We start from the raw sequence: 24,482 nt of genomic DNA on the forward strand, positions 1-24,482 counted from the left end.
AATAGACTTAAAGAATAAATAACTACATAAAAGATAGGTGAAATCTATGTTTTTTATAGTTTTACATATTTAAATATGATACAATATATGTAAATATTAGTACATTGTATTCGTATGATAGAGAGGTTGTTTTCTTAATATTTTGAGATTGAGAAAACAACCTTTTCTTATAATTTGGGGTATTAGTATGAATAGTTCTATCTGTAATAACAATAATAAAAAGTTATTTATTAGTAAGCTCATAGTGCTTATAGCAGATTATATAGCTATTGTTTTGGGGACATTAGCAGCTTATTATTTGCGTTTAAACTTATCAATTTTACCGGTAAGTTCAAATTTTAAGGTAGAAGAAATTTACGTATATGGTGTTGTACCTATCGTATTTTTAACTATATTGTTGCTTAATAATGCCTATTCTGTGGTAACACCTTATTGGGATACGATGAAAAATTTATTCCGTAGCATTACGATCGGTGTTGTTGTATCTATTGTCCTCATGTACACAGGACATGTCATTAATGATGTGTCTCGTTTATTTGTTGCCTTTGCTTATATATGTATGCTCGTATTTATCTTTAGCGAGCGTTTTATCGTAGGAAAAATACTTTCAAAAACAGGATATTTAACAATTCCGATTCTTCTTGTTGGAGCGGGGAAGACTGCAGAACTTGTAAAGAGGTCTTTAGATCGCATGCCGATTACTACCTATAAGATTATTGGTTATGTAGATGATAATCCTAAATCATCATCCATCGCTAAAGAATACCCATGCCTTGGCGCCTTTAAAGATGTAGAAAGCGTTATTAAAGATACAGGAGTTCAAACTGTACTTATTTGCGCTCCCGGACTTGAGTCTAAAAGATTAGTATCCTTGATTAATCAATTACAATTATTGGTAAAACGAGTAGCATTTGTACCTGAATTATTTGGTTTACCTACTAGTAATATCAGTGCTCGTGGCATGATGGAAGAACAAGCCGTCATATTGCGTGTACAAAATAACCTAGCACGCAAGTCTAACCGTATTTTCAAACGTATTTTTGATATAGTAGCTACTGTATGTGGCGGTATTTTGATCTTACCAATTCTCGCTATCATTGCTATATTGATTTACTTGGATTCTCCAGGGCCTATCGTATTTGGTCATAAACGTGTTGGTCAAGGAGGGAAATCATTTTCTTGTTACAAATTTCGATCCATGGTGCCCAATGCACAAGAGGCTTTGGAGGAATATCTAAAAAATAATCCTGCTGCCCGTGAAGAATGGGAACGAGATTTTAAATTGAAAGATGATCCTCGCGTTACAAGAATCGGTAAATTCCTTCGAAAAACAAGTCTTGATGAATTGCCACAGTTATGGAATGTTCTCATTGGAGACATGAGCCTCGTAGGGCCAAGACCTATTGTTCGAGATGAAATTGTAAAATATGGCGATTATATAAATGACTTTTACCTTGTACCACCAGGGATTACTGGTGTTTGGCAGGTAAGTGGTCGCAGTGATACCACCTATGAAGAACGAGTGTTAATGGACTCTTGGTATGTTCACAACTGGTCTGTGTGGATTGATATTGTATATCTGTTGAAAACTGTATTGGCTGTTGCTAAATCGAAAGGGGCCTATTAATCGTTATTATGAGGGATACTAGTTTTGATATTATGAAGGGAATTGCAATTTTACTTGTTGTTTTGGGCCATTCTGTACCGGATCAAGCAAGTGCTAGTGGAATTGCTAGTTATCCTTTATATTTGATGCGAACGATAATTTACAGTTTCCATATGCCAGTTTTTTTCTTTGTGGCTGGTTATTTTATGCATATACCTTTGAAAGAAGGCTTTCAGAATTTTATAAAAGATAAAAGCATACGTTTGATGGTTCCATATTTTACAATTGGAATACTATATTTTCCTTTCAAATTAGCTTTATCAAAATTTGCAAATCAACAAATAAATGCGCAGGATATATGGAAAATATTTATTGGTATTAATCCGGATGGAGAACTTTGGTTTTTATATTGTCTGTTCTTTATTTCAATCCTCATTGCCTTCTTTGTTAAGCGTGTAAATTTTGGTTTATTATTAATATCTTTTATAGTTGGAATCTTTTCTGATGTATTAAATATCTTTTCTGTATCTATGATATCAAAGATATTGTATTATCAGTTTTTCTATATCCTAGGCTTATATATAAAGAAATATATGCTATTGGATCATATGAAATCTACAGTAATAGCACTTATATCTATGGTGATTTTTATTGTAGGTAACTATGCATTACTTCATGATATGAATGCTTTTAAAATAGTTACTCTTATAACAGCAGTTTCGGGGATTAATATTACACATTATATTGCTAATAAAATTCAATCTAAAGTTGGTCTATATAAAACACTTTTAGTCTTTTTAGGTACCGTTTCAATGGATATATATATCTTTAGTGATATTGTTAAAATTCCATTTAGAATTGTACTTTGGTCTAAGCTAGGAATGTATTATGAAGCCTTTATTGTTTGCTTCTTAGCATCTACAACTTTATCTATTTTGATAGGTTATATCTTAAGAAAAAATCATTATTCACGATTACTATGTCTTGGAATGAAAAAATAAGGATATATATATGAATAAAAAATTTGACTATTTAGTAATTGGGGCGGGCCCATTTGGTGCTGTATTTGCCCATGAAGCGCACAAGCGTGATAAATCAGTACTCGTCATTGATCGTCGTAATCATATAGCAGGTAATCTATATTGTGAAAGCAAAGATGATATCAATATTCACGTCTATGGCGCTCATATTTTCCACACATCCTTGAAACATGTGTGGGATTATGTCAATCAATTTGCAGAATTTAATCACTATGTAAATAGTCCTGTGGCAAATTATAAAGGTGAGATGTACAATTTGCCCTTCAATATGAACACATTCTCTAAAATGTGGAATATTCGAACTCCAAAAGAGGCACAAGATATCATTACCAAGCAACGTGCTGCGATTGCAGGGGAACCTAAGAACTTGGAGGAGCAAGCTATCAGCCTCGTAGGTACTGATATTTACGAAAAGCTCATCAAAGGGTATACGGAAAAACAATGGGGTCGTAAATGTACAGAGCTACCAGCTTTTATCATTAAACGCTTACCAGTGCGTTACACATACGATAACAATTACTTTAATGACCGTTTCCAAGGAATCCCTATTGGCGGTTATACTAAGATGATTGAACGCATGTTAGAAGGCATTGAAGTCCGTTTAGGTGTAGACTTCCTCAAACATCGAAATGAATATGAAACTTTGGCATATAAGATTATCTACACAGGCCCTATAGATGAATACTTTGGTTATTCTGAAGGGGTATTAGAATATCGCGGCCTTCGCTTTGAAACTGACCGCCTCGAAGAGGAAAACCATCAAGGCGTTGCGGTGGTGAACTATACGGAAGGTGAAATTCCGTATACTCGTATCATTGAACATAAGCATTTTGAATTTGGTACACAGCCCGTTACATATGTAACAAAAGAATATCCAAAGGACTGGAAAACCGGTGAAGAAGCGTATTATCCGGTAAATGACGTAAAGAATTTGGATCTTTATGCTAAATATGTTGAAAAGGCCGAAGCGATTTCCAATGTAATATTTGGTGGTCGTTTAGGTGAATATAAATATTACGATATGGATAAGGTTATTGCTAGTGCTTTAGCATTATGTAATAAGGAGTTTCAGGAATGAGGATTGAGTGGATAGATTCACTAAAGGAGGCTACTATATTTTTAGATGTTGTTGGTCATGTTAATCGCAATTGTATTTTAGTTATCTAAATATTATGCAACATTGTATGAGATTATCTAAATGAGTAATCATTTTAATTTAGTTGATTTAATACATATTTTTATAGCCCCTCTTTCTTTGGTAATTCCAAGTTAATATAATTGAAATCATAAGATGAGAGTAGTAGGATGAGAGTATATGTCTAGTAATAAATATATTGATAGTTTAATAGGATTAAGTTTTATATTTGTAATATTCCCTGTAATCCCCATGTCTTTACGAATAGGTTTTTTAGGTGGCGAGTTTTCAGCAAAAGCATCATTTTATACATTATTTATTTGTTTAGTGTATAGTGTATGGCTAAAAAGACATAGTCTACGTCACTATCATTTATATCGGAAAGAAATATTATATATAGCTCTTTTAGGTTTCAGTATTACTGGATCTTTAATTTATGGTTTGATTAATTTCCCTTACTATGATTTAGTTCCTGGCACTAATTATATAAATCATAAATTGGAAGCCATAATTCAATTGATATTTAATGAAACTGCGAGTGAATATACTTTATCAGTCATTCATTTTAGCTTTAGAGTTCTAAAGAATTCCTTGACTCAACTTATTTTTACATTTGGATTTTCTTATTTGATTTTCTATTGGTATAAAAATCGCTCTGAAACAATTACAAAAATAGTAAGTAAGAGTTCATTAATTTCTGCTAGTCTAGTTGTTATTTTTGGTGTTATTGAACTATTTTATTTTGGTAAACAACAATGGGCACTTTCATTATTAACATACATAAGACCTATTGTTCATGCTATTGAGATTAATAATACATGGTGGCCACCATTATTTTGGTCTGAATTTCAAATTCGCTCTCTTTTTCCAGAGCCATCCTTTCTAGGTATTTATACTGTTATTACAATTCCTTTTATATGGAATGTTATTTTTTCATCTAAGAATAAGAAATTGCTAATCTTTTCCTCCATTCTTTTATTACTTTTAGAAATGATTACTTTATTGGCAAATAGTAGAACGGCAACTGTTTTATTGATAATAGATCATATATTGCTTGTAGTGGCACTTTGTATTCAGTTTAGAAACAAAAAATTTGTAGTACATACAGTTCTTGTAACTTTAATAGGTCTTTTAGCTTTTATAGGAAATATAGTATATACATCTAATGTTCTTTATGTACAAGATACTTCTAATAAAAGTACAACTAGTACAATAGTTAAAAATATATCAACTCAGCAGGTTGCAAATGAAATTAAATCTTATGGGGAAAATAATATTTCTTCACTATCTAAAAAAGACAGGAGAAGTAATAATCAAAGATATGGTGTTATGAAAGCTGACTTAGATATTTTCAAAGAAAATCCATTATTAGGAATTGGGCAAGGGTTACGTACCCCATATGTTTTGAATCATTTAGATGAAGATACGTTAAATGGTGCGGAAGTAAAAATGTGGATTGAAAATATTAAAAATAAGGGCCTTATTAATATTTCTATTCCAATGTTAGGAGAATATACCTCTCGTTTATCGGAAACAGGATTCATAAGTTTTGTATTGTTTATGGGACCTATTGTATTCTTACTAGTTAGATTGCTTATTTATGTATTTAAAAATCCAAAAGATATATGTATTATATTTTTTACAATTGCTTATATAGAGTCTTTGTTGACAGGAATAGGAACGACTTTAAATGAGCTGTATTATTTTTGGATATTATTAGGGTTTGGTTATGCATTAGTATATACGAGAAATACATATCGCAATAAGGTGGATGAAATTAGTGAATATTAAGATTTTAGTAGCAACACATAAACAATATTGGATGCCTGAAGATTCTGTTTATATGCCGATTCATGTAGGGCGAGAAGGTAAGGTTGATATTGGTTATACAGGGGATCATACAGGAGATAATATATCTTCAAAGAATGTTAATTACTGTGAATTGACGGGCCTTTATTGGGCGTGGAAAAATCTTGATGCAGATTATATTGGTCTCGTTCACTACAGACGTTATTTTACGCGCAAAGAGGTGCGCTCCGTAGAAGATAAAAAGAATCAAATCTTGACGGGTGCAGAATGGGAGAAACTACTTTCACAATATCCTGTAGTAGTAGCAGATAAGCGTAAATATTATATTGAGTCTAATCGTTCTCACTATAATAATGCCCACCATAGCTCAGGATTAGATGCAGCAGAGCAAATCATCGCTGAACAATATCCCGAATATAGCGCTGCTTTCACAAAGGTATGCAATCGTACTTGGGCTCATATGTTCAACATGTTCGTTATGCGTAGAGATTTATTTGATCAATACTGTGAATGGATGTTTTCCATCTTAGAAGAAATTGAAAAACGTGTTGATATTTCTGATTATGATACGTATGAAGCGCGTATCTATGGCTTTGTTAGTGAAATCTTGCTTGATGTATGGATTGAAGCTAATAATATTAGCTATAAAGAACAAAATGTATCTTTTATGGAACCTCAAAATTGGATTAAAAAAGGTGGATTATTTTTAAAACGTAAATTATTTGGGAGATAATATACTGACTATGATAAAGGTAATAGAACTTCCTATAGATAAAGATATGGGAGGTTTAACATCTTATGTTCTTCAATTGTATAGAATGATTGATGAAAAAGAATTTGAATTAACATTACTGAGTTATGATGATCCTCAAAATTTTGATGTAAATTATAAGGTAGAGAAGGTTAGTAGACCGTATCATATTATTCAGTTTTATAAAAAAATGAAGTGCCTACTTTCTGAAGGAAAAGATATCATTCATTTTCATCAATCTTATGTCAATATTATTCCTATTTTGATTGCTAAATTAGCTGGATTTAAAACTATTATTTTACATGCGCATAGCTCTAGTATAGATGATAATCGAAAAATCGTACGCTTTCTAAAGACAGAATTACATAAGGTTGGAAGATTTTTATTACCTTATTTGGTTGATATCTATATAGGTTGCTCTACTAAAGCATCAGAATGGATGTTTCCTAGAAAGTGTATAGATAGTGATTCATATTACTTATTACATAATGCGATTGATTTAGATTTATATGATAGAAATATAAATCTAGGGTTAGAGGTTAGACAAAAATTCAATATTCCTAAGGATGCATTGATAGTAGGACATATTGGTCGTTTTACACCTGTTAAAAATCATCCTTTTATTATCGATATATTTAAAGAGGTATTAAAACAAAATCCTAATAGTTATTTATTTCTTTTGGGGGATGGTGTAGAACGTCATAAGATTGAAAGTCTTGTAAAATCAGCAGCTATATCTGACAAGGTTATTTTTATGGGGTATGTAAATAATACTGTTGAGGTTATGCAAGCTATAGATATTATGATATTACCATCATTATTTGAAGGGCTACCCCTAATTGCTATTGAGTCACAAGCATTAGGCATACCAATATTAGTATCTGATACGATTACACAAGAGATTGTGTTAACTGATTTATGTATGGCTTTACCAATTGATAATCCTGAACAATGGGCTTATGAGATTATGTCTAAATTTGGTAAGAATAAATATATTGATTATAGATCTAGAATTAAAGAACTAGGTTATGATTCCTGTGTTGCTATAAAGAAGATTGAAAATATATACAAGGGAAAACAATGAGTTTTAAAGATTATATAAAAGAAAATCTACCGTGGATTCGATCTATCTATAGAAAAAGGTTGGCTCCAATCAATTTAATCCATAATATTTTTAATAAGCCAGTAGTTGTTTTACTTTATCATAGAGTTAATTATTTGAATCGTGATTTATTTAATATTAATGTAACTCCTGATAATTTTGAAAGACATATTCACGTCTTAAAAAATCACTACAATGTAATAACTTTTAATGATTTAAAACGCAATGATATAAAGGAACCATCTGTTATTATTACCTTTGACGATGGATATTATGATAATTACAAATATGCCTTTCCAATTTTAAAAAAATATCAAGTTCCAGCGACGATTTTTATAACATCTGGCGGTGTAGATACGGGTAAAGAGTTTTGGTGGGATCGATTAGAAACTGTTTTATTTGAAAATAAAAATCTAAGAGAATCCATTGAATTAGATATATTAAATCAAAGACATGTATTTGATGTATCTGATGATAAAAAGAGATTACATAGTTTTTATATGTTACACCATATGCTTTTTTCTCTACATCCTAATGAAAGAGATATAATATTAGACAGATGGTATGAATCTTATGGATTGAAGGTTAATCCTAACAATAGGACTATGACTTCATCGGAGTTAATAGAGTTATATCAAAGTCAGTTAATTACATTAGGAGCGCATACTATACACCATCCAGCGTTGAAACAAATTAGTAGAGAAGAACAAATACATGAAATACAATCTTCTAAGCTTTTTTTAGAAAATTTGTTACACACGGATATAGATATTTTTGCGTATCCTTTTGGTCATAAAGAAAGTTTTGATCAAGTGACAGAACAAATTGTTCAAGATCTAGGATTCACATATTCAGTTAGTACTAAAAGAGCACAGCTTCATTCTAATACTAATCCATTTTCTATACCTAGATTCGGCATTGAAGACTGGTCAGAAGATGAATTTATACGACAAATGAAGTTAGTATGGTTTGAAAATTAGGGGATTTTTATAATGTTGACTATATCTGAAATTCAAGATCATTTATATATAATGCTTAAAGAGTTTGATTCCTTTTGTAAAGAGAATGATATTAAATATTCGTTATCAGGAGGATCATTATTAGGAGCCATTAGGCATAAAGGTTTTATTCCTTGGGATGATGATATAGACATTTGTTTAAGTCGGCCAGATTATGAAAAATTAATTACTATATTTCCAATGGTTTTAAATAGCGATTACCTGCTTAGATCCATTGAGCGTAATAACTCAAAATACCCTTTTGCACGATTAGAAAAGCTTGATATCAGGATTGAAGATGAGTACAGTAATGCTAATCAGTTTTTATTTATGGATATTATGCCTGTTGATGGATTGCCAAATGATAAAAATGAAGTTATTAGTATCTATAAAAAACGTAAAATTTATAGTAAGATGCTTGAACTGTGTGATGCTAAATTAGGACATGGTAAATCATTTACTAGAGCATTTATCAAGTCTATATTAATTATTTTTGCTAAATGTGTGGGATATAAATATTGGGCTCATAAATTAGATCAATTAGCAAAACAGTATGATTATAATACTTCTGATCATGTAGGCGCTATTACTGGTGGCGTTTATGGTGAAGCTGAATGTATGGTAAAGGATGCTTTTGAAAAACGTGTTCCTATAGAGTTTAGAGATTTAAAATTAGAGGTTTTTTCATGTTACGATACATATTTAAGTAATTTATATGGTCGTAACTATATGGAAATACCACCAGAAGGTAAACGTAAAATATCAAGTATTAGAGCATATGAGATTTAATGTATAGGGGTATAGCATGAATATAGGTATTATTTTTGCTGGAGGAACTGGACAACGCATGAGTTCTACTGGTACACCGAAACAATTGCTAGAAGTTAATGGGAAACCAATATTAGTGTATACGCTAGAACACTTTCAAAATAATAATAATATTGATGGAATTGTTTTAGTAGTATTAGAGTCTATTATTGAAGAGGTTAGTAAATTAGTACAAAAGTATAGTTTGGATAAAGTCAAATCGATTATTCCAGGTGGAAAAACAGGACAAGAGTCGATTTATCTTGGAATTCAAGAGTCTTCAAGACTATATGATGAAGATAGTATAGTTTTATTACATGATGGGGTTAGACCTATTATTTCTGATGAGCTAATTAATACGTGTATATCGTCCACAAAAACATATGGTAATGCCATTACTGTTTCACAAGCTATAGAAACTATTGTTTTAAAAGATAATGAGCTTTCTCATGTAGGGAAAATACTTTCTCGAGATGAATGTTTACTTGCTAAAGCGCCACAATGCTTCTATTTAAAAGATATTTATAAGGCACATGAAAAAGCAAGATCTGAAAACTTGGAGTTCATAGATTCGGCATCTATGATGCAGTTTTATGGGGCTGAACTGTTTACAGTAATAGGACCAGCTGAGAATATTAAAATTACAACACCTATTGATTTTTATACATTTAAGGCTTATTTAGAAGTAAAAAATAGCCTCAATATCATGGGATTATAGGCTGATATTATGCGGACAGTTAGTGCAATTAAGAACATAAATTCCACGTTAATTGTATATGGATTTAATATGGTATTACAGTTCATTATCCGTTTTGTATTACTATATTATTTATCTATTGAATATTTAGGCTTAAATGGTTTATTTGATAATATTTTAACTGTATTATCTCTTACTGAATTGGGCATTGGCCCGGCTATTATATTTAGTTTATATGCTCCTTTAGCTAATCATGATTTAGAAACAGCAAAATCAATCATGAGAATATTTAAAAAAGCATATATTTATATTGGTACACTTATTCTATTTTTAGGATTATGTATATCGCCTTTTGTTCAATATCTTATAAAGGTACCTCCTAATATTGCATATTTAAATATTTTCTTTTTACTCTTTGTTGTTGATACGGGTATTAGTTATTTTTACTCTTATAAAAAATGCTTGCTTATAGCTGACCAAAAACAATATATAGCTAACTATTACAGAGGGATTACTCAACTGATAGGGAGTTTATTCCAAATTGCCTTAGTCATTTTAACTCATAGTTTTTGGGTATATATTATTCTACGTATATGCATGACCTTTTCTGAGAATTTTTTAATAGCTAGAAAAGCCGATCACTTATATTCGTTTTTAAATGAAAAGAATATTCGGCCTTTAAATAAAGATATATACCAAAGTATTATTAGAAATATAAAGGCCTTAATACTTCATAAAATTGGTGGTGTTACCGTTTTTGGAACATCAAATATTATTTTATCAAAATTTGTAGGTTTAAGTGCTGTTGCGTTATATACGAATTATTATTTGATTATTAATGGCATCGATAAGTTGTCTGATCAAGTATTTAATGCACTAAAGGCATCTGTAGGAAATTTGAATGAGTCTCATGATGATGCTCATAAATTAGTTATTTTCAAGAGATTAGAATTTATGACCGCCTATTTGGCTTGTTTTATCTGTAGTAACTTGTACCTTTTATTAAATCCGTTTATTACCATCTGGCTAGGAAATAGCTATCGTTTTGATGAAAGTATAGTGCTTTGGATGGTCATCAACTTCTATCTAATGTTTATGCGTAAAGGCGTCTTAGTATTTAAAGATGCTATGGGGCTTTTTTGGCAAAATCGATATATGTCCTTAATAGAGGCCTTAATAAATTTAGGGTCTTCCATTGTTTTGGTTCAATATTTTGATGTTTGGGGCGTTTTATTGGCTATGTTTATTAGTACGATTTGTATGCCTTTTATAGTTGAACCGTATGTTTTGTTTAATTACGGATTACGTTGGTCTTTGGTTAGTTATTTTAAACTTTATTTCCGTTATACTCTAGTTACATTTGTATTAGTATATTTCAGTAAATTCTTATCACATTTTATTGCTTTGGATAGTGGTTGGTTTGGACTTTTGCTGGGGGTTGTATGTAATAGTATCTTTATAATTGTGGCATGGGGAATATTATTTATTAGAAGTAAAGAATTAAGGTTTTATCTTGATTTAATAAAAAGTAGACTATAAGAAGGGGATAATAATGAGAATAACTGTAACTGGTGGGGCCGGGTTTATTGGCTCTCATTTAGTTGATCGTTTAATAGAGGATGGTCATATTGTACAGGTTATTGATAACTTATATACAGGAAATAAAGAATTTGTTCATTCTAAAGCACAATTCGTAGAATTGGATATTAGAGATCCAAAGTTATACTCTGTCTTAGAAGAATTTCGTCCAGACTATATATTTCATGAGGCTGCACAAACTGAAGTCTCCACATCTATGAGTGATCCAATGTTAGATTGTGATATTAATTTGATGGGGTTAATCAATTTACTTAACGCAGCAGTAAAACTAGATGTTAAAAAGTTTTTGATGCCATCTTCTGCAGCGGTTTATGGTAATTTAGATACATTACCATTAAATGAGGAAATGATTGGAAATCCATCTTCATTTTATGGGTTAACAAAGCTAACTACAGAACATTATCTTCGTATTTATCATGAAGCTTTTGGATTACCATATATATGTTATCGATATTCTAATGTGTTTGGTCCACGACAAGGTAATGGTGGAGAGGGGGGCGTTATTAGTATTTTTGCTAAAGCGATTGTACAAGGCTCTCCTATTATTATTTATGGTGATGGAAAACAAACAAGGGACTTTATATATGTGGATGATGTAGTTGAAGCTAATATTTTAGGTATACAACACCAGGTTACAGGTATTTATAATGTAAGTACTGGCATCTCAAGTTCCGTCAATTTATTAGTTGATGAGTTTAGAAATATTAGCGGTAAAGATATAGAGGTAGTTTATGATAAGCCTAGATTAGGCGATATTAGAGATTCTGTTTTGGCAACTGATAAATTAGAAAAAGAGCTTTTGTTTACAGCAAAATATAATTTACACGATGGGTTAATAAAAACATATGAGTATTTTAAAACCGTAGAGGGTTAATATTTATGAATGATGTTTTATCTTATGAGTTGGAACGTACTGTTAGAGATATTCATATTTTCTTATCTAAACTTTCAGGGAAAACTATTTTGATAACGGGGGCAACCGGATTCATAGGATCTATGCTCACCCGATTGTTTTTAGTTAGTAATATGAAATATGGAACAGATATTAATATTATTTGTTCCGTGAGAAATATAGAAAAGGCAGAGGCTTTGTTCTCTAACCTTAAGAATTCAGAACAGTTAGTCTATATTACTAATGGCCTTGTTGCATGTAATGATTCTGTTGATTATATATTTCACACTGCAGCACCTACTACATCTAAGTTTTTTGTTACACAGCCAGTTGAAACGTTAAATGGTAGCATTAGTACAACATTAGACGTCTTGCAATATGCAACAAAGAATAGAGTTAAAAAAATCGTATATTTATCCTCTATGGAACAATATGGTATTCAGCAAGTAGATTATCAAAATATGACTGAAGATGATTTAGGTTATATTAATCATTTAGATGTTAGAAGTTCGTATTCTGAAGGTAAACGTATTTGTGAATGTTACTGTAGTGCTTATTTTCATGAATATAATGTACCAATTTGTATTGCTCGCGTTGCACAATGTTTTGGTCCAGGTCTTTCACTTTTAGATAATCGTGTATCTATGCAATTTGCTAAAAGTGTTATGCATAATGAAAATATTATTTTACATACCAAAGGACAATCTGTATCAAACTTTTGTTATATAACTGATGTACTTTCCGCTTTGGTACTATTACTGTTTAAAGGAGAATGTGGAGAAGCATATAATATATGTAATAGTAATGAAACAAGAAGCATTAAAGATATTGCAAATTTAGTAGCGAAAGAAGTCGCTAAGGGTAAAATAGACGTGGTATTTGATATACCAGATAATGCCAATCAATATGGATATGCACATGATGTAAAATTTATTCTAAATAGTGAAAAAATCCAGTCGTTAGGGTGGAAACCCAAGATTAACATGGTAACAGGATATAGAAATTTAATTGATTATATAAAATATGAGAAGAACATCTCATAAGGGTAAAAAATAGTCGTACCGAATCGTATATGTTAAAAACAAGTATATTAGATAACTTGATAATATATAATTTATAAGGACAGTTGATTATATCAGCTGTCTTTTTTATGTGTAAAATTTGTCACAACATTCTCATATATTTCATGTATTTTATGATGTATACAAGTCATCTAGGTAGTTACTAGTTGGCGTAGTATTCATATAGTTTGAGAGGAAGAATATGAGGTATAGAGAATGAGAGCGAGCAATATTGAATTGTTGCGTATCATTTCGATGATACTAATTATTATGCACCATTTTAGCGTGCACGGTTGTTTCCCTTTTACGCCAGATTTAACGTTTAATAAGGTGTTTCTCCAAGTGTTTGGACTTGGAGGCAAGGCTGGTGTAGTTGCCTTTGTTATGATAACGGGTTATTTCATGGTTTCTAGTAGTTTTAAGCTGCACAAGTTTGCTAAGTTAGTAGGGCAAATATGGTTTTACAGCATTGCCATGTTGGGCGTGGCTATGGGTTTAGGACTCGATACGGTGACGTCAAGGAATATGATGCTTGCGCTATTGCCCATTGGTGCCATGAGTTGGTTTGGTCAGAACTTTTTAGTGCTCTATTTATTAACGCCTATTATTAATCGAGTACTTCATTGGCTACAGCATAAATACTACGTTATGCTCCTAGTGGGGTTCACGGTAATTTGGTTCTTAATGCCGACGGTGCTGAATTTGTGGCCTAATGTACCGCATACCACCTTTGGATTTAAACATATCTTTTCATTTGTCGTATTCTATTCGCTAGGGGCGTACATCAAACTGTACGGCTCACATATAACAAAGAAAATAGGTATTATTTTTACCGCCATAGGCTTTGTAGGGGCCTTTCTAGGGGATATCCTCGTCGATGTACTAGCTATGACGAATCCAGTGTATATGAAACAGATTTTCTACTTTACGCAAAATGATTATGGCTTCTTTCAATTGCTATTAGGCATTGGCGTATTTATTATTTTTTTGAAAGCAAAGATCACTTATCACCCTTGGATTAATGCGGTAGCATCTACTACCTTTGGTATATACCTATTGCATGATAATAAGCTATCCCTTCATTACATGTGGGACAATGTATTAGCAACGTATCAGTACTATGATTCAATACTATTACCTCTGTATGCAGTTCTTGTAGTGGTGCTTATTTTTGTCATCGGTATGATTGTAGACTATGTGCGGTTAGATTTCATAGAAAAACCTGTGATGAAAGCAATCACGCCGAGCCTCGAGCGAATTCAGTCAAGGGTTGAGAAAGTACTGCCATTATAATGCGATTATCAGTGTTTTTTGGTATAATATATAAGTATTCTTACCATAAAACGGGAGGTAATTATAATGCGTAAATTCTTGTATATGTTAGCGGTATTGCTTGTATTAATTGGCATTAGCACAAACGATGTAGAAGCTCGTCAAGATGTGTATGCTACGACATATCTCGGTAATAACTGGTATGTAGATCAAGACTCTGTAAAGCGAGTGGGGGATATACTCAACTTTACGGTGTACACAACAGCAGGTCTTAGCTATAAAGTGACATCTAGCGATGATAACTATTACAATGCAGACGTATTTTACGATAATAATAAACTCGTATCGGATAATGGCCAATCTGTATGGAAGTCGCCAGGCATGATGGCAGCCATGCGCGTGGCCCGTAGATAAACAAAAAAGGCAGGAATTATTGATATGTCCTCCATTACTGAACATCTAGTAATGGAGGACATGTTACATAATCTCTGCCTTTTCTTTTGCTTTGGAAAAAGAAAATAGCCCTTCGTTACCAGTGACTGGAGAACTGAAAGGCCATTCCATCATATTCTTTATTCTTTTGGGATGAGCCCGACAGAACTACTCGTCTGGCTATCTACCTATATTAAAGGGATAAAGATATATATCGTCAAATTCGAATAAATGATAATATAGCTTTCAATAGATTTTTTTATAATTATGAGCAGCACTTAGGTGCCGCCTTTTTTTGTTATTTATTATTTTTTGATGATGAAACAGTTTTCTTATGTTTACAATAATAGCCTTATAAATTATAATTAAAAATGTTTAATTATAATTTATAGTGTGAATAAGAGAGGGTTATTATGAAACGCATGTGTAAAGCGAATTTATCCTTAGCGATTGCCCTGACGATTGCTAGCTCTGTAGTGCCGTATGTAATGGCAGAATATCCTGTTGTTAGTGCTGTTAAAGGTGAAACTTTAAACTTGGGAAAGGTACAAGGGACACTGTTTGGAATTGATGCAGATAATAAGAGTACTATTAATGCAGATTATGTATCTGGTAGACTAATGGATGGACGAAAGACTATCATTACTAGTCAAAATGGAAGTACTGTGAATATTAAAAATGGCGATCTTCAAGTTGGTCGTGACAGTAATCCACTTGTTATTACTAAAGGCGGTACTGTAAATCTCGGCGTAGATGGTAATAAGGGTAATTTTACTGGCCATGATATGTCCATTGAAGGCGATGTACGTATCGATGGTAGCAATACACATCCATCTGAAATTAATATCGGTGTAGATAGTGATGAAGTACTATGGACTGGCTTTGCTCTCAACTTAGCAGATAAGAATGCAAAACAGCCAAACCATATCAATGTATTTCTTGGTGATCGTGGTTATTGGGACCATATGTATCAAGGCGGTTTGAATGGTACTAGTTATAGCGCAATGACAACTCCAAGCCGTGTACATCGTTTGGTCGGTTCAAAAAATCGTAATTTTGAATCCATAGTAACTCAAAGTGAGCATAATGAAATTCACATTGATAAATTAGAAGGCCATGTAAATTTTGTGTATGATTCAAATGGTGAGTATGATGATAAAGAGGATCCAAGTTATAAAGAGCGTGAAAATATTGTAAATGGATTGACTCCAGAATCATTCTGGGGTGGTGATGTTCATATTACAAGTGCGGCACCTAATTCCGGTGCTCATATGTACACGAGTCGTAAGGGCTTAGACTTGTCTACTGAGGACAATGTAAATAAAGTTTTGGATAATTTGGCGCATAAGGTGTACTACCATAATTATGTAAATGGTGAAAGAAATCTTCAAGGCACGGTTGCTATTGCTTCTGAAGGTGCTGAATCTGCGCGTTTTAAAGTATTAACCGAAGGTTATGCTAAGGAAGGTGCTGTTACGTGGCAGGCCGATAAAAATGGTCAGGGTAAATATGAGTATGGTAAGGTGCAACCGACTCCGAAGCCTGAGGTGAAACCGGCTCCGGTACCAACGCCTAAGCCTGAGGTAAAGCCAGCACCGCAACCGACTCCGAAGCCTGAGGTAAAACCGGCTCCAGTTCCAACGCCTAAGCCGGAAGTGAAACCAACACCGCAACCAACTCCGAAGCCTGAGGTAAAACCGGCTCCGGTTCCAACACCTAAGCCGGAAGTGAAACCAGCACCGCAACCGACTCCGAAGCCTGAGGTAAAACCGGCTCCGGTTCCAACACCTAAGCCGGAAGTGAAACCAACACCGCAACCGACTCCAAAAACTGAGGAAAAACAAGTACCAGCTCTTGAGCAGAATCCTCAGATGAATGTCAATATGGGTGCCTTTGATACGCCACATATGCGTGGTACTCGTTCCGCCATCATGAGTAATATTAATGGTTGGAGAACGTTGACAGATAATATGTATCGTTCACGCGTATTACAACAAGGTGAACCAACAGGTATTTGGGCTCGCGTTGGTGGAGGTAAATACAACTTTAATGGAAGCGGAATCGATACAGATACAACATACACGCGTATCCAAGGTGGTTACGATGCTAAAACTGGTAGCGGTTGGACCGTAGGTGGTCAAGTTTCTTATCTTCGTGGTAACGATGATTACGTTTTCAACGGCTCTGGTAAGGAAAAAGCCTTTGCTGTTGGTGCGTATGGTTTGAAAAATCTTGGTAACAACCAATATATCCATATTGAGTCCCAAGTAGGTCGTGCATCTAACGATTTCACTGTTCGTAATGAGATTGGTGAAAAATTTTCTGGTGAGACTAAAGCTAATGCGTATACAATTGGTGCACGCTATGGTAAAACCGTGAAACTTTCTAATGGTACATATATCGAGCCACAAGCACAATTGAGCTATACTCACTTTGGTGGTGATAGCTTCAATGCTGGCAGTATGAAAGTAGATCAGTCTGGTGTGAGCAGTACAGTAGGCGGTCTTGGCCTTGAAATCGGTAAACATTTCGGCGCAGGTAATCTATATACTCGTCTTGGTGTTAACCATGCATTCTCTGGTACAGTAAAAACTACATATACTAGTGGTGCTACTACTAAATACACTTCCGAGGACATTAAAGGCACTTGGACAGATTTAGCCTTTGGAGGTCGCTACGGTTTTAATGCAAATAACAGCATCTTTGCTGATATTAGTACAGGTCTATCTGGTGATTATAAGGCCGGTTGGTCTGTAAATGCAGGATTTACACATAAATTTTAAGCGAATTATTAATAGATAGGAGCGATTTTAGTACATCGATAATTGCATGACAGGTAAAGTCGTCTATTGATTCATTCATATATTTCTTTAAAACGTTTCTTATTGTATCGAGCATTAGTTCGACTTATAATAGGATTAGGATAGCCAACGAGGTTGGGCCTCTCTTCGTTAATGAAGGGAGGGGTGTCTATGAGTGATTATGAGTTAATCATGCTAATTCTAGAGGTAATAACTGTAGTTATTGCCTTTGGAGCACTTGTGGCTCTTATTTGTCTTGGAAAAGACAAATAGCCCTTCGTTACCAGTAACTGGATAACTGAAAGGCCATTTCATCAATTATTTATAGTTCTGAGATGAGCCTAACGGAACCACTCGCTTGGCTATCTACCTATATTATAGGGATAAAAATATATATCGTCAAATTGAGATGAAATACATTATTATAATAACTACATATAAATAATCATAAAAGCTGTATATACATAGATTAGATTGAACGGATTTGATGTCAAAACCAATGTAACATCAAAGGTAGTTCAAAAATCGACTATGTGTGTACAGCTTTTTGTGTTTTGGTTTTAGTGTGTTTTTGTGAAAGTAGTCATAGGACTACCATAAAGGGATCTTATTATTTTTCAAGTTTGTCTACTAAGCGTTTTACTGTTTCTTGTAGATCTTTATTTTGAGCTTCTAATGCTTGTACGCGTTGTTCTAGTGCGTTATAAGAGGCAGGGGACATAGCAGTAGATAAAGATTTTCCTGGTCTATAGGTGATGCCTACATTGGCCATAACGTGATTGTTCATCGTAAACCCTGTGGTGAGTAAAAGATTATCTTTGTGATAATAGCCTACACCTAGAGCTACTGCATTTGCATTTTTATAATGACCGTAGCCCGCCATGTATTGAACGCGATTATCCGGATCATATGGTAATGGATGTAATGCAGCTAATGCAGCGGCACGAGCATCACCTTTATTGGATTCCGATTCAACACGTTGTACCTCTTGAGATACATGTTGTACAGATTTTTCAATAGTGCTAATAGAATTATTAAGCTGTTGACTTGTACTTTTACCAAGGGTATCAATCATTTGATGAACGCCGTAGAGTTGGGATCCGTTGACCGCATCTGTAGAGGTAGCACTCACGCGACCTGCTGCGAGATTGGTAATCGTCCGTTCCTTGCCCTTAGCCCCTACGGATACTGTTGATACAGGGGCGGTGCCGGCATAGTTGACGGTAGTACCATTTTCAAAGGTATGACTTGCTGTACCGACTACATCGCCGTCAGCGGAATCATTGCCAAGGACAACGCCATTTTTTAGAGAGGTAGTCACATTATTGCCGAGAACAAAGGTGTTCTCTCCAGAAATGTGGTTGTAATTACCTATACTGTAAGAATTGGCTGCATCAATAGCTGTTTTACCGTATTCGCCCTGGCCGAATACACCGGATGCGGTCGCTTTCTCTGATAGTGTATTATAAGAGCCTACAGCCAAACCTTTTGCGGCTTTTACATTCACATAATGCCCTACGGCAAGGTCGAACTGACCGTTTACTGTTGAATTCGAGCCGATGGCTACAGAATTGCTGGCCTTACTGTTAGCACCTTGAAAATTACCAATCCACACGTTTTTATCACCTGCGGAGTTTTCCCCTGATTGAGTCCCCATGACAATGGAGTTCGTCAACTGGCTTGCATTACCTGCGGCGAAACCGACGGTTACGTTAAAATCGCCAGTACTGCCTCGGAAGGACTTCGCCCCAAGGTTGATATTGCCGCCGCCTGATGAGCCGGCCCCAGCAGCTGCACCTAAGGCTATGTTATTACCTTGCGCATTAACATTCTTACCCTTGCCGTTCGCCGCACCGGCATTCTCACCGAGGGTGATGTTGCCGCCTGTTCCTGCGGTGAAAGTTTGACCTTCCTTGCCGATGTTACCGTTGTTATCAACGATATTGACCGGCGCCGCATAAACTGAGGCGGACAAAGCTACCATTACAACACTTGCTAATACAAAACGTTTCTTACTCATCGTATACACTCCTTTGTGTACAAACAAACTTTCACAAAACTTTCATAAAAAGACTTACATGGCTACTATAATACCAAAAAGGTATATTGTAAATAGAATATTCACATAATTCCAATAAATATACAATATATTCTATAGGTATTTATAGTTAATAAGAAACCTTTGACACATATTTATAAAATTTAAATATTTATTTATTCTATAAATTGTATTCTAGCATTTTATATGTATACATTGCATTCTATATGCATTGACAAGCCTCTATATATTTATATAAAATAGAAATAATTTCATGTTTTGTTCATGATAAAATCATGAGTCATCGGGGCGAGTGTAATCGTGTGTAATGACGTATTAAGTACATAATTAAATAAATAATTATGTGCGTAATGAAAAGTGTGTTTGTACGTAAGAGTGTGTAATGAAATATATAGTTGTGTTAGTAGTGGCCCTGTGTATGTCCGTTATGCCCGTGTTGGGAAAACAGGTGGACAGAACAGCGCAGCCTATACAGGGGACTACGGTAAAACAAGTTCATAGTGAAAGTAAGACCGTATTATCTGACGATTTAGATACATTCCATGTTAATTCGTCTCATACTCCAGATCATGTTATCGGTCAGGGCGGATTGGAGATGCCGGACTCCACAGATAAAAAGACGACTCGTTATTCCGATACGGATGCAGTCAACTCTGCGTTGCAGGCGGTGGTCATGACGGGTCTTCATTCTGCAATGCACGGATCAAAGGCGAAACCGTGGATGCAGAGAACCGTCGTATCATTGCGCTTTCAGAAAAATTGGAAGCCCTTGTATGGCGTGGAAACCTTGCAACCACTAGGTCATTATGATGAGACATCTCGCCATGTGTGGTTTACACAGGAGCGTTTGGCGAATGCAGCGGATACAGGAACGACGGCGAATATAGGTATCGGCTATCGCCGAATCGCAGCAAACGATGAACACTATTACGGTGGCAATCTGTTTTATGACCATCGGTTCAGAGGCAATCACGGTCGCATGAGTGTCGGGTTGGAGTACGTGTCGGGGATCGGTGCGTTTCGCATGAACTGGTATCGCGGTGTGTCTAGCGAGCGTTCCTTTGATGGTGCGTCACGCTTGGAAAATGTGTCTAACGGATATACTGCGGAATATGGGACTAGCTTTAAGAATGCTCGTTGGGCGCGCGTGTACATGGAAGCCTATCGTTGGCAGTTGCGGCATAGTGAGGATAAGCATGGCTTGCGCATCGGTACGGAGTTGCAGCTCACGCCGAGGATTTCCGTGGACATGGGCTATAACAAGCCGGAGCATAAGCACGGCAGTCCGTACGGAAAAATTATGTTCCGTCTAGTCGGTGTCGATACGGCATGGTTTGGTGGTAACCATCGATCGGATGCGAAAGTATCGGTTCGTGCGAATATGCTGGAAAATGTGCGTCGCCAACATACGGTGCACGTTGATTGATAGATTTATATATATATATATTTATTATTTTGATAAAAGTAGCATAAGAATCTATATTTATTTTTTAGATAAAAGCAACATAGGGAACTGTTTTATCGTATCAGATGATTATCATTTGATATGAAAAGACAGTTCCTTTTTTTATACACTAATTCATAAAAATTTATTTTGTTTACAAAATAGAAAAAGAGTGGCACAATATTCATGAATATATAATGAAGAATAAGTTAAACGTGGAATTCATTAGGGATTGGAGAGGATAAAATGAGCAAGCGTAAACTTATATTATCTGTGTTGATTAATGGTGTGTTGTTATCGAGCCTATATGTGGCTGGAGCGGTGGATGTGGCACCGGGCAGCGGTAACGGTGTAGCTATTGGCACGGGCAGTAGTGCACCGAAGGCGGAAAACGTAGCCGTTGGCAAAGGTGCCGGCATTTCTTACTCGAACGGTGCTAGTGAGGCTACAGGTGATGTAGCTATCGGCAATGGAGCAGGTATTAATAACTATGCTAGCCAGGGCGGTAGTATAGCTATCGGTAAAAATGCAAAGGTCGAAAATATGGCCGGTGGTGGAGAGGCTAGTTTTGCGTTGGGGCAAACGACCTATAGCGGGGGGTTGCTTTCTCCTGCCAGAATCCCTAAGGATCCTACAAAAGTGGTAGGTAGTGTCGCTATCGGTGATAATACATTTGCTCGTACTGGCAGTACTATGATTGGATCTCATAATTATAAAGGGGAACTTGGTGATACTACGGTAGATAGTGCGTCCACAAGAAAAGATGCATTAAATGTATATGCTACAACAATTGGTGCTAATAGCTTTAGCAATGGGGCTTTCACTACAAGTACAGGCGTATATAATATTATCTCCAGTGATTATAATGGTGGACGATTTGCAAATTATACAAAGAATTTTGGTGCCACCATTAATGGTACATTGAATAGTATTGAATCGAAAACGGGTAGCTATTATTCGGGTGTTGCTAATAGTATCGTAGGTACTGCCAATCGAACCTTTAACTCCAATGGGTCTCTCGTATTTGGTGCTGGGAATGAAATAACGAATTCTGTAACCAGTATTTCAGCGCCAAGTTCGGGCGGTAATTCCGCTAAGGAATTATCTGAGAAATTACGTTCCGCTGTCAAAAATTCTAATGGTGGCGGTTCTACTATGGCATTTGGTAGCGGTAATAAGGCGGATTATACACTTCGCTCTGCACTTATGGGTGTAAATAACACATTGACTGGCTCTCAAGGCAAAGAAAGTACGAATACCATGTTGACGGGCTTTCACAATACAGCGGATAAGGTGTCCAATACGACCGTAATAGGGTCTGAAAATACGGTGACTAATTCTAAGAACAGTCTTGTAATGGGGGATAATCGTGAGGTGAAAGATGCGAATCATGCGGTTCTCATCGGTTCCACGGATAGCAAGACTACGACATCTGTTAATAATGCGGTTGCTGTCGGACATAATACGAATGTAACCGTAGAGGGTGGCGTTGCATTGGGTAGTGAATCGAAGTCTACTGTAGCGGCTGGGTCCGTTGGGTATGATCCGAGCACAAAAGCACAGTCTACGAATACAGATTCTACGTGGAAGGCGACTAAATCGGCCGTATCTGTCGGTGATGTAAATAACAATATTACGCGTCAGATTACATCATTACGCGTCAGATTACATCCGTAGCAGCCGGCACAAAGGATACGGATGCGGTGAATGTGGCACAGCTCAAAAAGTTGCAAAATCAAGTGAATGCAACCGGTTCTACTACCGTCAGTGCAGGTAAGCATATTAATGTGACAACTACGACGAACGGAACGACCAAAGATTATAAGGTAAGCCTATCTGACGATATAACAAACCAGATTACAAATAACACAACAAATATTAACAATATACAAGGTGATGTGACCAACATTAAACAGAATGTAACCAATATTCAGGGAGATATTACTAATATCAAGCAGGATGTAACCAATATGGGGCGGAATGTAGCTCGTCTCGATAAAAAGGTTAACAAATCTGTGGCCGGAGCGGCCGCACTTGCCGCTTTGCATCCATTGGATTTCGATCCTGATGCAAAATGGGACTTTGCTGCTGGTTATGGACACTACCATGATGGCAACGCCGCTGCATTGGGGGCTTTCTACAGACCGAATGAGGACTTGCAATTTAGTGTAGGATCTACTGTTGGTAATGGCGAAACTGTTGTGAATGCTGGTATGTCTGTGAAAGTAGGTGCTCACAGTAATGTATCTCGTTCTCGTGTAGCCATCAGTAAGGAAGTTTTGGAACTTAAGAAAACTGTAGCGGTACAAAATGCACAGATTCAAAAGTTGACGGCTCTTTTGAATGGATTGGCCGGGACTAATATGAAAGCAGACCGCAGCACATTATTCCCTGATGTGCCGAATAATCACTGGGCATATGCGGCAGTTAGTGATCTATCTCGACGTGGTCTTGTAGAAGGATATCCTGATGGTACATTCGGAGGGGATCGTATGATGACCCGTTATGAATTTGCTCAAATTGTGTACCGTGCTATTCAAAATGGTGTTGTCGTCGATGATCGACTCGTATCTGAATTTGGTCCTGAAATGGCGTTATTCCGTGTGGATACCATTGCCAAGAATCATGAAGGGCAACCAACTATTGAACGTGTAAGGGTCAATAAAAAATAGAATACTTTTATATATGGTTTATATTGTGAATGCCGAGGCTCTTTAGGGCCTCGGCTTTTGTCGTGTACGTGTAGATGATAATTTTTCTGTATATAAAATTATCTTATCTATGAAAGTACTAAACTGAAGAGTCTAAAAATATGAAATTGATTAAGTATTTACAATAATCGTTATATTCCGATATGTGGATTTATCGTAATAAATGATAGGAAAGATGAAGATTCTATTTCCTAAAATTAAAAAGTATTAAATTAGAAATAAATAAACGATAAAAGTGAAGAAAAGATGAAAAAGTTGTTTACAAG

The 24,482-nt window shown here is 35.2% G+C and carries 17 protein-coding genes and 1 pseudogene; 17 read left to right on the plus strand and 1 reads right to left on the minus strand.

Annotation, left to right across the window (positions count from 1 at the left end; translation table 11 throughout):
- Positions 1–187: 187 nt before the first annotated feature.
- From wbaP to AAA071_RS08180, 15 genes are all read left to right on the plus strand, one after another.
- Positions 188–1,627 carry an undecaprenyl-phosphate galactose phosphotransferase WbaP gene (wbaP, locus tag AAA071_RS08110; protein WP_316057879.1) on the plus strand — a complete coding sequence of 480 codons (1,440 nt, stop codon included), beginning with the start codon at positions 188–190 and terminating at the stop codon, positions 1,625–1,627.
- 32 nt (positions 1,628–1,659) lie between these two features.
- A complete protein-coding gene (locus AAA071_RS08115) occupies positions 1,660–2,607 on the plus strand; it encodes an acyltransferase family protein (RefSeq protein WP_287510038.1) in 948 nt (315 codons plus the stop codon).
- A 10-nt stretch (positions 2,608–2,617) separates the two neighbouring features.
- Complete coding sequence (gene glf, locus AAA071_RS08120) at positions 2,618–3,724, plus strand: UDP-galactopyranose mutase (RefSeq protein WP_302132388.1); 1,107 nt, start codon at positions 2,618–2,620, stop codon at positions 3,722–3,724.
- Between the two features lie 237 nt (positions 3,725–3,961).
- Positions 3,962–5,572: an O-antigen ligase family protein gene (locus tag AAA071_RS08125; protein ID WP_302132390.1), complete on the plus strand. Its 1,611-nt coding sequence runs from the start codon at positions 3,962–3,964 to the stop codon at positions 5,570–5,572.
- Entirely contained in the window at positions 5,553–6,323 is a 771-nt protein-coding gene (locus tag AAA071_RS08130; protein WP_349234123.1) for a DUF4422 domain-containing protein, read from the plus strand. The genes AAA071_RS08125 and AAA071_RS08130 overlap by 20 nt, the downstream gene beginning before the upstream one ends.
- 10 nt (positions 6,324–6,333) lie before the next feature.
- Positions 6,334–7,425 (plus strand): glycosyltransferase, encoded by a 1,092-nt coding sequence (locus tag AAA071_RS08135; RefSeq protein WP_302132393.1) that lies wholly within the window; start codon positions 6,334–6,336, stop codon positions 7,423–7,425.
- On the plus strand, positions 7,422–8,423 hold the full coding sequence (locus tag AAA071_RS08140; protein ID WP_302132395.1) for a polysaccharide deacetylase family protein: 1,002 nt from the start codon (positions 7,422–7,424) through the stop codon (positions 8,421–8,423). The genes AAA071_RS08135 and AAA071_RS08140 overlap by 4 nt, the downstream gene beginning before the upstream one ends.
- Before the next feature lie 12 nt (positions 8,424–8,435).
- Positions 8,436–9,230, plus strand: a complete 795-nt coding sequence (locus AAA071_RS08145; RefSeq protein ID WP_012863640.1) for a LicD family protein — start codon at positions 8,436–8,438, stop codon at positions 9,228–9,230.
- 16 nt (positions 9,231–9,246) lie between these two features.
- Positions 9,247–9,966: an IspD/TarI family cytidylyltransferase gene (locus AAA071_RS08150; protein ID WP_302132397.1), complete on the plus strand. Its 720-nt coding sequence runs from the start codon at positions 9,247–9,249 to the stop codon at positions 9,964–9,966.
- Between the two features lie 69 nt (positions 9,967–10,035).
- A complete protein-coding gene (locus tag AAA071_RS08155; RefSeq protein WP_349234124.1) occupies positions 10,036–11,484 on the plus strand; it encodes a lipopolysaccharide biosynthesis protein in 1,449 nt (482 codons plus the stop codon).
- A gap of 13 nt (positions 11,485–11,497) precedes the next feature.
- Entirely contained in the window at positions 11,498–12,418 is a 921-nt protein-coding gene (locus AAA071_RS08160; RefSeq protein ID WP_349234125.1) for an NAD-dependent epimerase/dehydratase family protein, read from the plus strand.
- 5 nt (positions 12,419–12,423) lie between these two features.
- Entirely contained in the window at positions 12,424–13,479 is a 1,056-nt protein-coding gene (locus tag AAA071_RS08165; RefSeq protein ID WP_302132403.1) for an NAD-dependent epimerase/dehydratase family protein, read from the plus strand.
- 234 nt (positions 13,480–13,713) lie between these two features.
- The gene (locus AAA071_RS08170; RefSeq protein WP_349234126.1) at positions 13,714–14,790 is read left to right on the plus strand and encodes an acyltransferase; all 1,077 of its coding nucleotides are present in this window, start codon (positions 13,714–13,716) and stop codon (positions 14,788–14,790) included.
- Between the two features lie 66 nt (positions 14,791–14,856).
- Positions 14,857–15,183, plus strand: a complete 327-nt coding sequence (locus AAA071_RS08175; protein ID WP_004698031.1) for a hypothetical protein — start codon at positions 14,857–14,859, stop codon at positions 15,181–15,183.
- A gap of 431 nt (positions 15,184–15,614) precedes the next feature.
- The gene (locus AAA071_RS08180) at positions 15,615–17,984 is read left to right on the plus strand and encodes an autotransporter domain-containing protein (protein WP_349234127.1); all 2,370 of its coding nucleotides are present in this window, start codon (positions 15,615–15,617) and stop codon (positions 17,982–17,984) included.
- A 628-nt stretch (positions 17,985–18,612) separates the two neighbouring features.
- On the opposite strand, the gene AAA071_RS08185 is transcribed toward AAA071_RS08180, so the two are convergent.
- Positions 18,613–20,022 (minus strand): YadA-like family protein, encoded by a 1,410-nt coding sequence (locus AAA071_RS08185; RefSeq protein WP_349234128.1) that lies wholly within the window; start codon positions 20,020–20,022, stop codon positions 18,613–18,615.
- Between the two features lie 421 nt (positions 20,023–20,443).
- Between AAA071_RS08185 and AAA071_RS08190 the strand changes: the two genes are divergently transcribed.
- Both AAA071_RS08190 and AAA071_RS08195 read left to right on the plus strand, forming a co-directional pair.
- Entirely contained in the window at positions 20,444–21,487 is a 1,044-nt protein-coding gene (locus AAA071_RS08190; protein WP_349234129.1) for an inverse autotransporter beta domain-containing protein, read from the plus strand.
- A 264-nt stretch (positions 21,488–21,751) separates the two neighbouring features.
- Positions 21,752–24,177 (plus strand): annotated as a pseudogene (locus AAA071_RS08195) (S-layer homology domain-containing protein).
- The last annotated feature ends 305 nt before the right edge of the window (positions 24,178–24,482 follow it).

This window comes from Veillonella parvula, assembly GCF_040097785.1.
In the GTDB taxonomy this organism is placed as follows: domain Bacteria; phylum Bacillota; class Negativicutes; order Veillonellales; family Veillonellaceae; genus Veillonella; species Veillonella parvula_D.

Coding starts and splice junctions, on each gene's coding strand:
- AAA071_RS08150 (WP_302132397.1), top strand. CDS start 9,247: ATGAATATAGGTATTATTTTTGCTGGAGGAACTGGACAACGCATGAGT.
- AAA071_RS08180 (WP_349234127.1), top strand. CDS start 15,615: ATGAAACGCATGTGTAAAGCGAATTTATCCTTAGCGATTGCCCTGACG.
- AAA071_RS08135 (WP_302132393.1), top strand. CDS start 6,334: ATGATAAAGGTAATAGAACTTCCTATAGATAAAGATATGGGAGGTTTA.
- AAA071_RS08185 (WP_349234128.1), bottom strand. CDS start 20,022: ATGAGTAAGAAACGTTTTGTATTAGCAAGTGTTGTAATGGTAGCTTTG.
- AAA071_RS08160 (WP_349234125.1), top strand. CDS start 11,498: ATGAGAATAACTGTAACTGGTGGGGCCGGGTTTATTGGCTCTCATTTA.
- AAA071_RS08140 (WP_302132395.1), top strand. CDS start 7,422: ATGAGTTTTAAAGATTATATAAAAGAAAATCTACCGTGGATTCGATCT.
- AAA071_RS08115 (WP_287510038.1), top strand. CDS start 1,660: ATGAAGGGAATTGCAATTTTACTTGTTGTTTTGGGCCATTCTGTACCG.
- AAA071_RS08130 (WP_349234123.1), top strand. CDS start 5,553: ATGAAATTAGTGAATATTAAGATTTTAGTAGCAACACATAAACAATAT.
- AAA071_RS08155 (WP_349234124.1), top strand. CDS start 10,036: ATGGTATTACAGTTCATTATCCGTTTTGTATTACTATATTATTTATCT.
- AAA071_RS08190 (WP_349234129.1), top strand. CDS start 20,444: ATGAAATATATAGTTGTGTTAGTAGTGGCCCTGTGTATGTCCGTTATG.
- AAA071_RS08175 (WP_004698031.1), top strand. CDS start 14,857: ATGCGTAAATTCTTGTATATGTTAGCGGTATTGCTTGTATTAATTGGC.
- AAA071_RS08165 (WP_302132403.1), top strand. CDS start 12,424: ATGAATGATGTTTTATCTTATGAGTTGGAACGTACTGTTAGAGATATT.
- glf (WP_302132388.1), top strand. CDS start 2,618: ATGAATAAAAAATTTGACTATTTAGTAATTGGGGCGGGCCCATTTGGT.
- AAA071_RS08125 (WP_302132390.1), top strand. CDS start 3,962: ATGTCTAGTAATAAATATATTGATAGTTTAATAGGATTAAGTTTTATA.
- AAA071_RS08145 (WP_012863640.1), top strand. CDS start 8,436: ATGTTGACTATATCTGAAATTCAAGATCATTTATATATAATGCTTAAA.
- wbaP (WP_316057879.1), top strand. CDS start 188: ATGAATAGTTCTATCTGTAATAACAATAATAAAAAGTTATTTATTAGT.
- AAA071_RS08170 (WP_349234126.1), top strand. CDS start 13,714: ATGAGAGCGAGCAATATTGAATTGTTGCGTATCATTTCGATGATACTA.